Source organism: Paenibacillus sacheonensis (assembly GCF_009909195.1).
In the GTDB taxonomy this organism is placed as follows: domain Bacteria; phylum Bacillota; class Bacilli; order Paenibacillales; family Paenibacillaceae; genus Paenibacillus_Z; species Paenibacillus_Z sacheonensis.
In genome coordinates, this window is sequence record NZ_JAAAMU010000016.1 from 76213 (window position 1) to 91167 (window position 14955).

11 protein-coding genes and 1 riboswitch are annotated in these 14955 nt (G+C 59.2%); of the genes, 10 read left to right on the plus strand and 1 reads right to left on the minus strand.

The window, feature by feature from the left end:
* The first annotated feature begins 131 nt into the window (after window positions 1-131).
* The 5 genes from GT003_RS24210 (at window position 132) to GT003_RS24230 (ending at window position 6929) form a co-directional block, all read left to right on the plus strand.
* Entirely contained in the window at window positions 132-1391 is a 1260-nt protein-coding gene (locus tag GT003_RS24210) for a DUF445 domain-containing protein (RefSeq protein ID WP_161702764.1), read from the plus strand.
* A gap of 280 nt (window positions 1392-1671) precedes the next feature.
* Window positions 1672-1866, plus strand: a riboswitch (cyclic di-AMP (ydaO/yuaA leader).
* A 178-nt stretch (window positions 1867-2044) separates the two neighbouring features.
* Complete coding sequence (locus GT003_RS24215; protein WP_161702766.1) at window positions 2045-4381, plus strand: histidine kinase; 2337 nt, start codon at window positions 2045-2047, stop codon at window positions 4379-4381.
* 177 nt (window positions 4382-4558) lie between these two features.
* A complete protein-coding gene (locus GT003_RS24220; protein ID WP_161702768.1) occupies window positions 4559-5443 on the plus strand; it encodes a basic amino acid ABC transporter substrate-binding protein in 885 nt (294 codons plus the stop codon).
* An 89-nt stretch (window positions 5444-5532) separates the two neighbouring features.
* Entirely contained in the window at window positions 5533-6183 is a 651-nt protein-coding gene (locus GT003_RS24225) for an amino acid ABC transporter permease (protein ID WP_161702770.1), read from the plus strand.
* A 2-nt stretch (window positions 6184-6185) separates the two neighbouring features.
* On the plus strand, window positions 6186-6929 hold the full coding sequence (locus GT003_RS24230; RefSeq protein ID WP_170312329.1) for an amino acid ABC transporter ATP-binding protein: 744 nt from the start codon (window positions 6186-6188) through the stop codon (window positions 6927-6929).
* Window positions 6930-7083: 154 nt separating this feature from the next.
* On the opposite strand, the gene GT003_RS24235 is transcribed toward GT003_RS24230, so the two are convergent.
* Window positions 7084-8316: an aminopeptidase gene (locus tag GT003_RS24235; RefSeq protein ID WP_161702898.1), complete on the minus strand. Its 1233-nt coding sequence runs from the start codon at window positions 8314-8316 to the stop codon at window positions 7084-7086.
* 389 nt (window positions 8317-8705) lie between these two features.
* On the opposite strand from GT003_RS24235, the gene GT003_RS24240 reads away from it, so the two are divergent.
* The 5 genes from GT003_RS24240 to GT003_RS24260 all read left to right on the plus strand — a co-directional run bounded on the left by GT003_RS24240 (window position 8706) and on the right by GT003_RS24260 (window position 14801).
* The gene (locus GT003_RS24240) at window positions 8706-9047 is read left to right on the plus strand and encodes an MGMT family protein (RefSeq protein WP_161702772.1); all 342 of its coding nucleotides are present in this window, start codon (window positions 8706-8708) and stop codon (window positions 9045-9047) included.
* A gap of 35 nt (window positions 9048-9082) precedes the next feature.
* Complete coding sequence (locus GT003_RS24245; RefSeq protein ID WP_161702774.1) at window positions 9083-10003, plus strand: EamA family transporter; 921 nt, start codon at window positions 9083-9085, stop codon at window positions 10001-10003.
* A gap of 33 nt (window positions 10004-10036) precedes the next feature.
* Window positions 10037-11779 carry an ABC transporter transmembrane domain-containing protein gene (locus tag GT003_RS24250; protein ID WP_161702776.1) on the plus strand — a complete coding sequence of 581 codons (1743 nt, stop codon included), beginning with the start codon at window positions 10037-10039 and terminating at the stop codon, window positions 11777-11779.
* Window positions 11780-11824: 45 nt separating this feature from the next.
* Window positions 11825-13651 (plus strand): ABC transporter ATP-binding protein, encoded by a 1827-nt coding sequence (locus GT003_RS24255; protein ID WP_161702778.1) that lies wholly within the window; start codon window positions 11825-11827, stop codon window positions 13649-13651.
* 76 nt (window positions 13652-13727) lie between these two features.
* Window positions 13728-14801, plus strand: coding sequence for a phosphotransferase (locus GT003_RS24260; RefSeq protein WP_161702780.1), 1074 nt, complete (start codon window positions 13728-13730; stop codon window positions 14799-14801).
* Window positions 14802-14955 lie beyond the last annotated feature (154 nt).

Below are 14955 nucleotides of genomic sequence, written 5' to 3' on the forward strand. Positions count from 1 at the left end.
CCGGCACAGTTTTCGAAGCCGATTCCGGAGCCTGTTTCGGAGCGGCTTTCGGCGGCGCGGTCGGCCGGTCCCTTTGCAACAGGTTCGCCCGTAATGGTATGGTGTAAGAAGGTAATTATAGGAGGAAGAACATGGCGAACGAATCGAAGAAAAATAAACAATTTGCCAATCTGTCGCTTGGCGGGATGGCTGCCGGCTTCGCCGCGACTCTTCCGTTCGGCGGCGGCGGTCTCGGTCTGCTGCATGCCGGCTTCGAGGCTGGCGTCATCGGCGGGCTCGCGGACTGGTTTGCCGTGACGGCGCTGTTCCGGCATCCGCTCGGCATTCCGATTCCGCACACGGCGCTGCTGCCCCGCAACCGCAAGAAAATGACGGAGGGCATCGTGCGCGTGCTGGAAGACCGGCTGCTTGCCAAGGAGAGCATGCTCGAGAAGCTGAGGCAATTCGAGCTGATGGAGCAGCTGCTGCCGGCAGTCCGGAACGCGGTGCATTCGGCGGTGCACAGCGAGCGCCTGCCCGATCTCCTGGAAGGAGCAGTCCGCAGCGTGGACGCGGAACGGATCGTGCCGCTGCTGGCCGGCGAGATTCGAGGCGCCGTGCAGCGGATCGACCTGGAAGCGGCGCTGAGAGCCTTCCTGCGCAAAGCGGAGGCCGACGGCACGGACGAGCGGATGCTCGATCTGCTGCTGGAGCGCGCGGAGTCGTGGATCGCGACAGAAGGCATGCGCCGCGAGCTCGGCAGCGCGGTCATGACGCTGATCAAAGGATTGAATCTGGGCGGCCTGATGTCGTTCGCGGTGAACGCGTTCATCGGCTATCTGGAGGAAGACAAATTGGGGACGATGCTGCAGTCGTTCGTCCTCTCCAAGATTCACGAGCTGAAGATTCCGGATACGCAGCGTCGCATCATCGTCATGGGCAAGCTGCGCGAGGCGCTGGATATCCTGATCACGAGATTGGCGGAATCGGGTCAACTGGACGCCATGCGCGACGAGATGCTGAATGCCTTCGATCTCGACGGCGAGCTGCATAAGCTGTTCGAGCGCCTGCGGGAGCAAGGGATCGCCTTCCTGCACGCGGAAGATTTCGCCGGGAAGACATGGCCGTTTCTCGACGGCCTGCTGAAGCGGGTGGAAGAGAACGAAGCGCTGATCCATGATGCCGAACAATGGCTCAAAGGGCAGGCCGCTTCGTTGATCGAGCGCAACCATGTGCGGATCGGCTCCTTCGTGAGAGAGAACCTGGACCGCCTCGACAACGACCAGCTGGTCGAGCTGATCGAAGACAAGGTCGGGCAGGATTTGCAGTGGATCCGGGTCAATGGCGCGGTCTGCGGTTTCTTGATCGGGGTCGTGCTGCGCGGGATAGAGATGGCGACGGGGAACGGATAGCAAGAGGCACTGGCATGCGAGATTCGGCGGGGCTCCAAGCTGACGATTGCTGCGGGTTTTGGCTTAGCCAACCGCGCAAACCAATCGCCTTGGCCCCGCCGTTTGCCGTTTTTACAAAAAACGTTCATTTAGCGAGATAGCGGGAGATTGCTGGCGCCCGCCGCCATTGTAAGCGTTATATCCGACTCGCTTGGCTGTACAGGCGACCGAATTACCAGTGATATTCCTTTACAAAAAGCGGTGGCAGGCGTAACATACGATTCGTGCTAAAACAAACCATGTGACATCTACGCTGAATTTCCGAAGTAGGAAAACGGGGGAACCAATGACAGCTCGAGCATGCGAAGCCTTGCTTCGCCGCTTGCCGTCTGGGGTGAATCCCGAGCAAGGCCGCTGCGGCAGCCGTGCTCGGGTAGGGCAGCTCTTAGGGCCCGAATCCGACAGCTAACCTCGTAAGCGACCTGAGAGAGGCGACGAATATGCGTGCGACAGGACACTTCATTATAAGATGTGCCAGGAAGCCGCGAGAGGCGTTCCTCTGAACAGAGGCCGTTTTTCGTTGGCTTCTTTTTTGATGCTCGTATTCATCCGGGGCATAAGTTTCGGGAAAACATGTAAATTTATAGGTATAGGCAGGAAAGGGGCTTGTTGTTATGGCCGGCTACCGGCGTAAAACTCCGGAAGAGTTGCTGTTATCCATTTCTAAAATCCACCGCGGACGTCTCAAGATCTATATCGGCGCCGTCAGCGGTTCCGGGAAAACGTATCATATGCTGCGCGAGGGCCAAGCGCTCAAGCAGCAGGGGATCGAGGTGGTCGTATGCGCGGTTTCGACGATGCGCCGCCCGGAAACCGTCGAGCAGCTTGCGGATCTTGAACGTATTCCGAGCATCCATTGGATGAAGGGCGACGTGGAGAAGAAGGATTTGAATTTGGATGCGATCGTGGCGCGCAATCCGGAAGTGCTGCTGGTCGATTCGCTGGCGCATGAGAACAGGCCGGATGCGAAGTTTCCGACGCGGCGCGAAGATATCCGTTATTTGCTCAGCCTCGGCATCAGCGTCATCACGACGGTTAACGTTTACGAGCTGGAAGGCGTGACGGAGCAGGCTCAGAAGCTGACCGGCATTGCGCCGGAATGCACCGTATCCGCCGATCTGCTGGAGCTGGCGGACGAGGTGCGGCTGATCGACGCGTCGCCGGAGACCATTCTCAGCAGGCTAAGCGAAGGCCGGCTGAACAACGTCAAGGATCCGGAGCTGTTGAAACGCGGCAACGTCGGTAAGCTGCGCGAGCTGGCCCTTCGCCTGGTTGCGGAAGGCGTGAACGAGACGCTGGAGAAATACCGCGAGGAACAAGGGTTCATCGGACCCTCCGGCGTCTCCGAGCGTATCCTGGTCGCCGCGCAGTATCACATCAACGGTTCCATCTATATTCGGCGCGGGCAGCAGATCGCGAAGCGCCTCGGAGGCGACCTGCAGGTCGTCGTCTTCAACGATACGAGCCAGGAGCAGACCAAGGAGCGCGAGGCGTTCAAGAAATCGATCCTGAAGCTGGTCGAGAAGGTAGGGGCCGGCTTCCGCGAGATTGCCGTCTCTGGCCGCAAGCAGGTACCGCGCGCGATGATTCGTTATGCGATGCTGATTAATGCGACGCGCATCGTCATGGGCCATTCCAAGCAGACCCGTTCGGAAGAGCTGCGCCACGGCTCCATCGCCCACAGCCTGCTGAAGCAGACGCGCAATATCGACGTGTTCTTCATGGCCGACCGCGCGGAGCATGAGGGCGAGCGGGTGCTGCCGACGAAGCGCCACGTGCAGAAGCCGCCGTCCGAGCCGTACCGCCGCCTGAGCGAGCAGGAGGTCGAGAAGAAGATCGAGCGCATCCGGCGGGGCACGTTCAAGGTATACGTCGGGGCAGCGCCCGGCGCCGGCAAGACGTATATGATGCTGCGCGAGGGCAATGATTTGCTCCGCAAGGACATCGATGTCGTCATCGGCTATGTCGATGCGCACGGAAGACCCGATACGGAAGCCCAAATCGGCCGCTTGACGTCCGTTCCCCGCATGACGATCGGGGAGAACGGCGCCGAGGAAATGGACGTCGCGGCGATCATCGCGCGCAATCCGGAGGTCGCGCTGATCGACGAGCTGGCGCATGCCAACGTGCCGGGCAGCCGCAACAAGCACCGCTACGAAGATATCCGCGAGCTGCTGGACGCGGGCATCTCGGTCATCTCGACGATGAACGTCCAGCATTTGGAAAGCTTGAAGGACGCCGTGGAACAAATCACGGGAACGACGATCACGGAGACCGTGCCGGATCAATTCCTTCGCCTCGCGGACGAGATGGAGCTGATCGACGTGGCGCCAAGCGCGCTGCAGGAGCGGGTGCGGGACGGTCAGATTTGCAGGGCCGAGGATGTGGAAGGCGAGCTTGCCGGCATCTTCAAGACCGGCAACCTGATCGCGCTGCGCGAGCTGGCGCTTCGGGAAATCGCCGACGACGTGGATGAACGCCTGGAGTCGTGGGAGCGCAACGGCTCGCTGCGCGGACCTTGGAGACGCCACGAGTCGATCTTCGTCGGCGTCACGACGAGCAAGAACGCGGAGCGGCTTATCCGCCGCGGTTTCCGTATCGCGTACCGTCTGAAAGCAGACTGGCATGTGCATTACGTGCGTCCCGAAGGGGAGCGTTCGGCTGCCTGCGATCAGCGGATCGAGGAGATCAAGGCGCTGGTCGCCCGGCTTGGCGGCACGTTCGAGGCCGAGAGCGGCGTGGCGGCGAATCGGATTCCGGATGCGCTACTGGCGAAGGCGAACGAGCTGAAGAGCACGCAGATGATTCTGGGGCAGTCGGGTCGCGGCTTCTGGAGCCGGCTGAAGCAGAAACCGGTCATCGATACGGTCTTGCGGGAAGGCCGGCATATGGATGTCCTGGTCGTGGCGGACTTTAATCCGAACATGGCCCTTGGGGAAGAGGAAGAATAGAATAGATCGGGGTTCGGACATACATGTCCGGTTCAGCAGCGGCAACGCGTTGGACCGGGCTTTTTTTGTGTTATAAATGTTATGTTATCTAACATAAATATTACAAAAGGATTGTATAACCGAACAATTCTTGATAGGATTGGATTGAAATTCGGATTCTATCGAGGGGGACGCGAAATGAACAGAAGATTGGCGTTAGGTATTGTGACAATTCTATCGGCTGCCCTGCTTGCCGGTTGCGGGGCGAAGAAGGTCGCCGATAATAACGAAGGCGCTGCGGCGGGCAGCGGGAACAGTGGAAATACTGCAGCGGGCAGCGAGAACGGCGTCGCCGGCGGAAACGCCGCCGAAGAGAAGACGTATCAGTTTGCCAGCGATGCCAGCTATGCACCGATGGAGTTTCTGGATAAGGATGAGTTAAAGGGCTTCGATATCGACTTTCTCGCAGCGGTGATGAAGGAAGCCGGCCTTAAGTATGAGATCCGGAACGTCGCATGGGACGCGATGCTGGAGAGCGTCAAGCAAGGCACCGAGTTCCAAGCCGGGGTATCCAGCATATCGATCACTCCGGAACGGGGAGAAACCTATGATTTTTCCATGCCTTATTTCGAATCCAAGAACGTCATCATGGTCAAGGAAGGCAGCGACATCACGAGCGGGCTGGACCTGAAGGATAAGAAGGTCGCGCTGCAGGGCGGAACGACGGCGGATATTCTCATGACGAAGATCATGGGCGAAGGCAATACGGACTTGAAGAAGTTCGACAGCAACGCCGTCGCCCTGCTGGAGCTGGGCCAAGGCGGCGCGGATGCCGTCGTCGCGGATATCGCCATCGTGCGGGACTACATCAAGAACAATCCAGGCAAGAAATACAAGGAAGTCATGGACGACGTCAACTTCAATCCGGAGTATTACGGGCTTGCTTATCCGAAGGGCAGCGAGCTGAAGGCGCGGCTAGACCCGGCGATCAAGGCGGTTATCGAGAACGGCACGTACGCGGATATCTACAAGAAATGGTTTGATGAAGCACCGGACACGACGCATTTGCTGGAAACGAAATGATAAAGCGACGGCGGGGCATGCGTAATCGGGAACGTTGCGCGTGCCTTTGCTGTTCTTGCAGCCGAGCGAATGCGAAAGGGCGAGTGGACATGGACTTTAGATTCGATATTGTACGGGATTATTTGCCGCTGCTGCTGCGGGGCACGGTATACACGGTTTGCATTTCGCTGGCGTCGATCGCGCTCGGTTCGATACTTGGGCTTGGCGTCGGCTTGGGTAAAATGTCGCGGTACTGGTTCCTGCGCTGGCCGATGCACGCATACATTAATTTTTTCCGCGGGACGCCGCTGCTTGTCCAAATTTATATGGTGCATTTCGGACTTATTCCGCTCCTCTACGGCAAGACGGACGCGATCGCGGCGGCGGTGACCGCGTTGTCGCTCAATGCGGCGGCTTATACCGCGGAGATCTACCGGGCCGGCATTCAGTCCATCGACAAAGGACAGACGGAAGCGGCGCTGTCGATCGGCATGACGCCATGGCAGGCGATGCGGAGCGTCGTGCTCCCGCAAGCGGTGAGAAGGATGATTCCGGCGTTCGGCAACGAGTTTATCGTGCTGCTGAAGGATTCCTCGCTGGTCGCGCTGATCGCGGCGCCCGAAATCATGTACTGGAGCAGCGCGATGAAGAATCAGTACATCCGGGTATGGGAGCCGTATTTGACGGCGGCGCTGATCTATTTTATTTTGACGTACACGCTCAATAAGCTGCTGGTTCTGCTGGAAAGGAAGGTGGCCTGATCATGGCGTCGGCACATAGGCCCATCATTCAAGTGACGAACGTGTCGAAGCGGTTCGGCAAACACGAGGTGCTGTCGGACATATCGCTCGACGTCGCGCCGCGCGAGGTGCTCGTCGTCATCGGACCTTCCGGATCCGGCAAGTCCACCTTGCTGCGCTGTCTCAACTTACTGGAGCAGCCGAGCGGCGGAGAGATCGTCATCGACGGCAAGCCGCTGCTGGCGAAGGAGACGAATATCGTCGCCGTCCGCGCGGAGCTCGGCATGGTGTTCCAGCAATTCAACCTTTTCCCGCATCTGAAGGTGCTGGACAACATCACGCTGGGACCGGTGCGCGTCCGCAAATGGCCGGCGGCAAAGGCGCGCGACAAGGCGCTGGAGCTGCTGCGCAAGGTCGGCTTGGAGGACAAAGCCGGCGCTTATCCGGCGTCGCTCTCCGGCGGTCAAGCACAGCGTGTCGCGATCGCCCGCGCGCTCGCCATGGAGCCGAAGATCATGCTCTTCGACGAGCCGACGTCAGCGCTCGATCCCGAGATGGTCGGCGAGGTGCTGGCCGTCATGAAACGGCTGGCGAAGGAAGGGATGACGATGGTCGTCGTCACCCATGAGATGGGCTTCGCCCGCGAGGTCGGCGACCGGGTCCTCTTCATGGAGCAGGGCCGCATCATCGAACAGGGGGAGCCGAAGGCGCTGTTCGAGCGTCCGCAGCAAGAGCGGACGCGGGCTTTTCTGTCCAAGGTGCTGTAACGGCGGTCGTGGAGTTTATGGCAAGCTGAGTGAATCTTTCCCTCTAATCAAACAAAACGCTGGGAGTCCGATTGCGGACCTCCCAGCGTTTTTGCTTGTCTGACGTAATTCGTTTCAATGGAGCATGAACCGGCGACCGGCGACGCGGCCTGATTTAGATGGCCCAGTTGCCGCCGCGCATAAGCGGTTCGGCCGAACCGTCGGCGCGGATGCCGTCGATGTCGAGCTCGGCGGAACCGATCATGAAGTCGACGTGAACGAGGCTGGTGTTAAGGCCTGCGGCGATTTGCTGCTCTTCGTTCATTTCTTTGCCGCCCTCGATGCAGAAGGCGTACGCTTTGCCGATCGCAAGATGGCAGGAGGCGTTCTCGTCGAACAGCGTATTGTAGAAGATGACGTTCGTATCCGAAATCGGCGAACGGTGCGGCACGAGCGCGACTTCGCCCAAGAACGCGGCGCCTTCGTCGGTGCCGATGAGGTTCTTCAGCACCTCCAGCCCTTCTTCCGCTTGAATGTCGACCACCTTGCCGTCCTTGAATGTGAGGACGAAGTCCTTGATCAGATTGCCGCCGTAGCTGAGCGGCTTCGTGCTGGTGACGGTGCCGTTCACGCCGCCGCGAAGCGGAGCGGTGAACACTTCTTCCGTCGGCATGTTGGCGACGAAGATATCGCCTTTGGCGTTCTCGCTGCCCGCGCTGATCCAAATATGGCCGGGCGCAAGCTCCAGCGTCAGGTCCGTGCCCGGGCCCGTGTAGCGGAGCGCGAAGTACTTCTTCTCGTTCAGGAAGGCGGCCTTCGTATCGAGCGTCTCGATATGCGTCTTCCAAGCGGCTACCGGATCCGGCTCGTTGATGCGCGTCGCCGCGAAGATCGCATCCCACAGCGCATCCTCCTGCTGCTCGGCCGCAACGTCCGGGAACACTTTGGCTGCCCAGTCCTGCGAAGGCACGGCTACGATCGACCAGCTCACTTTGTCCGACATCGTGTATGTACGCCATGTCTTGAGCGCGATGCCGGCTGCCTTGTTGGCATTGGCGATCCGCTCCGGGTTGATGCCCTTCAGCAGATCGGGGTTGGCCGCGATGATGCTAAGGAAAGCCGCGTTGTCCTTGGCCATATCTTCCCAGCCCTGCGCGCGCCATTGCGGGTATTCCGTAAAGGCTTCGTCCGGAGCGAGCTCGTACTTGGTGCGGGTAACGACGTCGTCGTTCCACTCGACGTGCACGTTTTTGGCGCCGACTTCGTAAGCTTTCTTCACGACCATGTGCACGAACGGCGCGGACGAGATGCCGGCCGTCACGACAAGCGTTTGTCCCGGCTGCACGTTCACGCCGACCTCGACGGCAAGCGCCGCGTAGCGTTCGAGCTTCGTTTGGAAATCATTTATCATTGAAAACACTCCTTACGTTCATATAGCCCCATTTTAGCATAAAAGGTCTTCAAACCCTAAAGCGGGAAGGGGTCAGGAATGAAATTCCAGCAGAAGCGGAAGAAGGAAAATCCGCTTGCGCGGGGATGCTTGAACTTGAATCCAAGTAGTCGTAGATCAGGAAAATAGACGAAGCTTCTTCGGAAAATTTTGCGAACATATTTTCGCATAAACTGCTGTACGCACGGTAGAAGTGCGCTATACTAGGAAATACTAGAAATACAACTGGGGCTTGGCAGGCGGAGAAGGAGAAGGCGAGGGAGAAGAAGCGGACGAAAGTAACGCGGACGCGCTTCGAGCAGCATGAGCCGTCTCGCTGCCGCCGACATGAAAGGAAGGATCGAGGATTGACGCCATTTACAGCAGACGTAGTGAACATCATTCGGGGCATACCGCCCGGCAGGGTCATGACCTACGGCGGAATCGCGGAACGGGCGGGGAGCCCGCGCGCCGCGAGGCAGGTGGTGCGCATTCTCCACTCCATGAGCGGGAAGCACGATTTGCCGTGGCACCGCGTCATTAATGCCAAAGGCGAAATCGCCATCGGCAGCGACGAGGGGCGGTTCATGCAGCGCGCGCTCCTGGAAGAGGAGGGCGTCTACGTCAACCCGGCGGGCGTCGTCGATCTGGCGGAATTCCGGTTCGAGCCGGACCGGGACCTGCCTTACGGTAAGAATGTTGAAAGTTGAATGTTGGATGAAATGAAGGAAAGAAGGATGTATCGGTGCCCAGACTCGTCTATGCCGCGCTTCTCTGTTTGAGTCTTATCTGGGGCGGGTCGTTTTATTTCATCAAAATGCTGTTGCACGACTTCGGGCCGTGGTCCATCGCGTGCCTGCGCTCGACCTGCGGACTGCTCGTCGTGCTGCTCGTCATGCTTGCCTTGCGCAAGCCGTTCGGCTTTCGCGCGATTCCATGGTTAGCGATGTTCGCGATGGCAGTCATTAATACGGCGCTGCCCTGGACGCTCATCGCATTCAGCGAACAGCGGATTACGAGCGGAATGGCCTCGATTCTGAATGCGACCACGCCGGTATGGACGGTGCTCGTCGGCATGGCGTTTTTCCGCGGTCGGTCCGGCCGTATGCAGTGGGTCGGCCTCGGCGTCGCCATGATCGGTCTGCTCGTCCTGCTGGGGATCAGGCCCGGCGCGCTGCTGTCCGTGGACGGGATCGGATTTGCCGGCATGATGGCTGCGGCTTGCTGCTACGGCGTCGGCTCCCAGCTGTCCAAGCGGCTGTCCGTGCGCGGCTGTACGACGTATCAGATCACCTATGGGACGCTGCTCAGCAGTGCGGTACTATGCGGGGTCATGTCCTTAACGACGGAATCGATCCCGTTCTCGCGCCTGACATCCATGTCCACGCTGCCGATGCTCGTCGGCCTGGGCGCGTTCGGTTCCGGCATTGCCTATTTGTTGTTCTATTACATGGTGGAGAAAGGAAGCGCCGAGTTCGCCTCCATGGTCACGTATCTCGTGCCGTCGACGGCTTTGGTGTGGGGCTGCGTGCTTCTGAACGAGTCGATCCGATGGAATATGCTTGCCGGGCTCGCCATTATTCTGGCCGGCGTCTTCCTGGCCGGACGCAAGGGGCCGGGCGGCGAACGGCTGCCGGCGCGAAGGAAAGGCGTTCCATCGAGTTAAGCCCTTGAGGGCAAAGGAAATGGGGGAAACGGCGTGTCATTCGTAACGCGGCTGCAATGGTTTTTCAAAACAAGATGGTTGCATTATACGGCAGCGATCGTGCTCATGGCGACGGTCAACCTGCTTCAGACGATTCCGCCCAAAATGATCGGAAATACGATCGACGATATTCAAAAAGGCAGCTTGAACGCAGCGGAGCTTAGTCACAGCGTGCTGCTGCTGATCGGCTTGGCGCTCGGCATGTACGTGCTGGTGTACATATGGATTACGACGCTGTTCGGCAACTCCGTGCTGCTGGAGAAGTTACTGCGGGGACGCTTCATGGCGCATCTGACCCGCATGAAGCCGAGCTTCTTCCAGCGCAACAGCACGGGGCAGCTCATGGCGCTCGCCACGAACGATATTCTGGCGATCGGCAATACGGCGGGCTACGGCGTCATGACGCTCGTCAATACGCTGGTCGGCGCCTCCGTCGTCATCATCACGATGATCTCGCTGATCGATTACAGGCTGATGCTCGCCGCGCTGATTCCATTGCCGCTGCTGGCGGTCGTCATCAGCTACCTTGGCGGCAAGGTGAGAGTCCGGTTCCTCGCGGCGCAGGAAGCGTTCGGCAAAATGAATGAGCACGCGCTGGAGTCGATATCCGGAATCCGCGTGCTGCGTTCTTACGTCCAGGAGAAGCAGGACATCGCTGCCTTCGACGGCGTGACGACCGGCGTCATGGACCGGAACCGGGAAGTGTCGCTGCTGAACGCGCTCTTCCAGCCGCTCATTTCCCTTATCGTTGGGATCAGCTATTCCATCGGCATCGGGTATGGCTCGTATTTGGTCTTTCATCACGAGATCTCGCTGGGGCAATTGATTTCGTTCAATATTTATTTGGGCATGCTCATATGGCCGATGATTTCGTTCGGGGAGTTCATTAACGTGCTGCAGCGCGGCAACGCTTCCGCCGACCGCGTGGAGAAGTCGCTTGTCCAACAGCCGGATTTGGCTGACCCGGCCAATCCCGTCCATGTCGACGTGCCGGAGATGGTCGAGATGCGCGGACTTACGTTCACGTATCCGGCCGCCGAGCATCCGAGCCTGAAGGACGTCTCCTTCACGCTTGCGCGGGGCGGAACGCTTGGCGTCGTCGGGCGTACGGGCAGCGGGAAGAGCACGCTGCTCAAGCAGCTGCTGCGGCAATATCCGCTCGCGGAGAAGCAGCTGTTCATCGCGGGCGTCCCGGTGGAAGAGATCCTGCTTGACCGTGTCAAGCAATGGGTCGCGTACGTGCCGCAGGAGCATCTGCTGCTGTCCAAATCGATTCGCGACAATATCGCGCTCGGCAAGCCGGATGCGACGGACGAGGAGATTGCCAAGGCAGTGGAGATGGCATCCTTCGCCTCCGATGTCGCGCTCATGCCGGAAGGGCTGGGAACGATCGTCGGCGAGAACGGCGTCATGCTCTCCGGCGGGCAGAAGCAGCGGCTCGCGATCGCAAGGGCGCTCCTGCTGGATGCGGAAATTCTGGCGATGGACGATTCGCTGTCGGCCGTCGATGCCCGGACCGAGAGCCGGATTCTCCAGCATATCCGGCGGGAACGCGCGGGTAAAACCACCTTCATTACAACGCACCGCCTCTCTGCCGTCAGTCATGCGGACTGGATTCTCGTGCTTGACGAAGGCCGCGTTCTGGAAGAAGGGACGCATGAGCAGCTCATGCACTTCGGCGGCTGGTACCGGAAGCAATGGGACCGACAGCAGATGGAAGCCGGGCTGCAGGACTAAGCATTCTATGCGCCCTTCGGGGTGACATCGTCAGGAGGTCGTCCGATGAAATCAACCACGACGAGCAGGCTGAGCCGCTATGCGCTCGTCTACAAATACCGTATTATCGCAGCCATCCTCATTCTGTGCTGTGCCGTCGGCGCGGAGCTTGGCGGACCGTATATCGCCAAGACCATCATCGATAAGCATTTGTCCGCAGGCGAAGGGGATATCGGCGCCGTTCTGCGGCTGCTGGGCTTGTATATGGGCCTGCTGCTGACGGCCAGCGTCTGCAACTTCAGTCAGTCGTATATGCTGCAAGCCACCGCGCTGCGCATTATCAAGAATATGCGGATGGATCTAATGAAGCATATTTCCCGCATACCCGTAAGGTATTTCGACAATACCCCGATCGGTCAGGTCGTCTCCCGCATCGCGAACGATACGGAAGCGATTCGCGATTTGTTCATGAGCTTCATGGCGACCTTCGTCGTGAGCATCGTGCAGCTGATCGGCATCTACACCGCGCTATTCATCCTGGATGCCCGGCTGGCGCTGTTCACGCTGCTGCTTCCGCCGCTGTTCGTCGTCATCATGTACGTGCATCTGAAATTCTCCAAAATTTATATCACGATCATGCGCGCCAGGCTGAGCGACATGAACGCGATGTTCAACGAGATGATCAATGTCATGCCGATCATTCAGGCGTTCCGCCGGGAGAAGGTGACGATCGCCGAGTTCGAGACGCTGAATAACGACCGGTACGTCAATCAAGTGAAGCAGTTCCGGGTGTTCTCGCTGTCGTCGCGGAATATCGTGGGCACGATCGGCGGTTTGCTGACGGCCGGGGTCATCTGGTATTTCGGGAACGAGTCCCTTACGTCCGCGTCCATATCATTCGGCGTGTTCTATGCGTTCATCGATTATTTGGGCCGGATCTTCCAGCCGATCATCGGGTTCTTCGACCAGCTGATGAATGCGCAGCGGGCGTTCGTGTCCGCGGACAAAGTATTCGCGATCATGGATATCGAAGGCACGGAGGTGGAGGAAGCGGACGGTACCGCGCGTCCGGAAGGCGTCGTGAAGTTCGATAACGTAACCTTCGCGTACAAGGAAGGCGAGAACGTTCTGAAGGGCATCTCGTTCGAAGCCCGCAAGGGCGAGACGCTAGCGCTGGTCGGCCATACCGGCTCCGGCAAAAGCTCGATCATGAACCTGCTCCTCGGCTTCTACGAGCCGCAGCAGGGCATCATCTCGATCGACGGCCGGGATATCCGGACGTTCTCGAAGCAGTCGCTTCGCAAGCATATGGGTATCGTGCTGCAGGATCCGTTCCTGTTCGCGGGCGACATCATGTTCAATGTCAGCCTGTATAATAAAGACATTACGCCGGATCGCGTGAAGGGCGCGCTGCGCGAGGTCGGCGCAGCGTCGTTTATCGAGCAGCTGCCGAAAGGCTATAACGAGCCCGTCGTCGAGCGAGGAAGCACATTGTCTTCGGGGCAGCGGCAGCTCATCTCCTTTGCCCGGGCGCTCGCGTTCGATCCGTCCATTCTTATTCTGGACGAAGCGACGGCGAGCATCGACAGCGAGACGGAGGGGCTGATTCAGCAGGCGCTGAAGGTCGTCAGCGAAGGGCGGACGACGCTGGTCATCGCGCATCGGCTGTCGACGATCCGCGATGCCGACCAAATTCTAGTCCTTCATCGGGGCGAGATCGTCGAGCGCGGCAATCATCGCGAGCTGATGGCGCTAGGGGGAAGGTACTTTAAAATGTACCAGCTGCAGACGGGCGAAAGCGCGGCGATCCCGGCCAAGGCTGCGGTTCAAGATAGCGGGACGGCTTCAGGGAGCGGAACGTCGCAAACAGGCGGATCGCCTATCGTGATCTAGCATGCGACGGAAGCAAGTTCTATGCCGCAAGGCATCGCGCGGCAGCGAAGTTATCGGAGGGGAGCAGCAGCGAGGTATGGGGATGAACGAGTGGGTGAAACCGGACGGCACGCTGAATGAAGCGTCGGTCGCAGGGCGGGAGACGCTGTATACGGGAATGAACGGACAGCGTGTGGAGCGTCTGTTTCTCGTGACGGGGGAGAGCGTGATCTTCAAGCCGCTGACCAATGACAGCCAGCTGGGCAGGGAAGCGTGGGTATACGAGCATGTTTTGCCGGGTTTTCCGCCTATCTACCCTCGGCTTCTCGCGTACTCGGGGACCAAGGGGAAGTCGTGGGGTCATGCGGGCATGCTGGCTGAAGAAGAAGCCGCCTCTTGCGCTGTCGATGCCGATGCGATGGAGGCGACAGACCGAAATGGTGGTGAAGGCGATGGCTGCTGGTGCCTGTTCGAGGATTTGGGCCCGCTCTCTCACGAATTCACCGTTCGGACGGCCGCGGCGTTAATGCCATCGGTCGCTCGGTGGCAGGCGCTGCCGACGGAGGGACTGCAGACTGCTCCGCTGCTTGGACCTAAGCCGATGATAGACGTGCTGCTTAGGGATGTCCTAAGGCAGGAAGAGGAGCTGCGGGCTGCGCTGGCAGAGATCGCATGCGGCCGCGAATCGCTGGCACGAGTGTTGGATCCTCTAAGGGACGGCGGCGGGCTGCCTGAAGGCTGGAAGCTCCAGGTTCTATCTCACGGCGACCTTCATCTGGGCAACTATGCTTTGGTGAATGAGGAAGTCAAAGTGTTGGACTGGGAGCATGTCCACCTTAACAGTCCGTATTGGGATTTGTATCATGTGCTGGACCTGTCGCATCCGGTATTTCCGAAGGCGTTGGACGCCGTATCGAGGCAGTATCTATTGGATCTGTATGTACGGGAAGCAGACATAATCGGCATGAAGGTCGAACCTGTCGGCTTTAAAAGGGAATATGCCCGGTTTGCGGCCGTGTTCTCGCTGTGGATGCTGCTTCTGATCGAGAAGGATCTGAAGGCGGCGGCTGCCGCTGCGGGATTGCCTGCCAAATGGTCGCCGGAGCAGCTGCGCAGGCAGCGGACGGAGACGATCGACAGCTTCGCCCAGTGTGCGGAGCTGCTGGGTTAGAACTACGGGAGGAGCGCCTGTCGGTGAATGGGGAATCTCAAAGAGAATGCGAGCGTTTGGCTGGACCGGCTGCTCTCTTAAATCGGCGGGCCGGGCTAGGCCTTCCCTCAAAAAAAAGCACGTTCATGACTGCCCGTGGCGGTCATGGACGTGC

Coding starts and splice junctions, on each gene's coding strand:
- GT003_RS24210 (WP_161702764.1), top strand. CDS start 132: ATGGCGAACGAATCGAAGAAAAATAAACAATTTGCCAATCTGTCGCTT.
- GT003_RS24215 (WP_161702766.1), top strand. CDS start 2,045: ATGGCCGGCTACCGGCGTAAAACTCCGGAAGAGTTGCTGTTATCCATT.
- GT003_RS24220 (WP_161702768.1), top strand. CDS start 4,559: ATGAACAGAAGATTGGCGTTAGGTATTGTGACAATTCTATCGGCTGCC.
- GT003_RS24225 (WP_161702770.1), top strand. CDS start 5,533: ATGGACTTTAGATTCGATATTGTACGGGATTATTTGCCGCTGCTGCTG.
- GT003_RS24230 (WP_170312329.1), top strand. CDS start 6,186: ATGGCGTCGGCACATAGGCCCATCATTCAAGTGACGAACGTGTCGAAG.
- GT003_RS24255 (WP_161702778.1), top strand. CDS start 11,825: ATGAAATCAACCACGACGAGCAGGCTGAGCCGCTATGCGCTCGTCTAC.
- GT003_RS24260 (WP_161702780.1), top strand. CDS start 13,728: ATGGGGATGAACGAGTGGGTGAAACCGGACGGCACGCTGAATGAAGCG.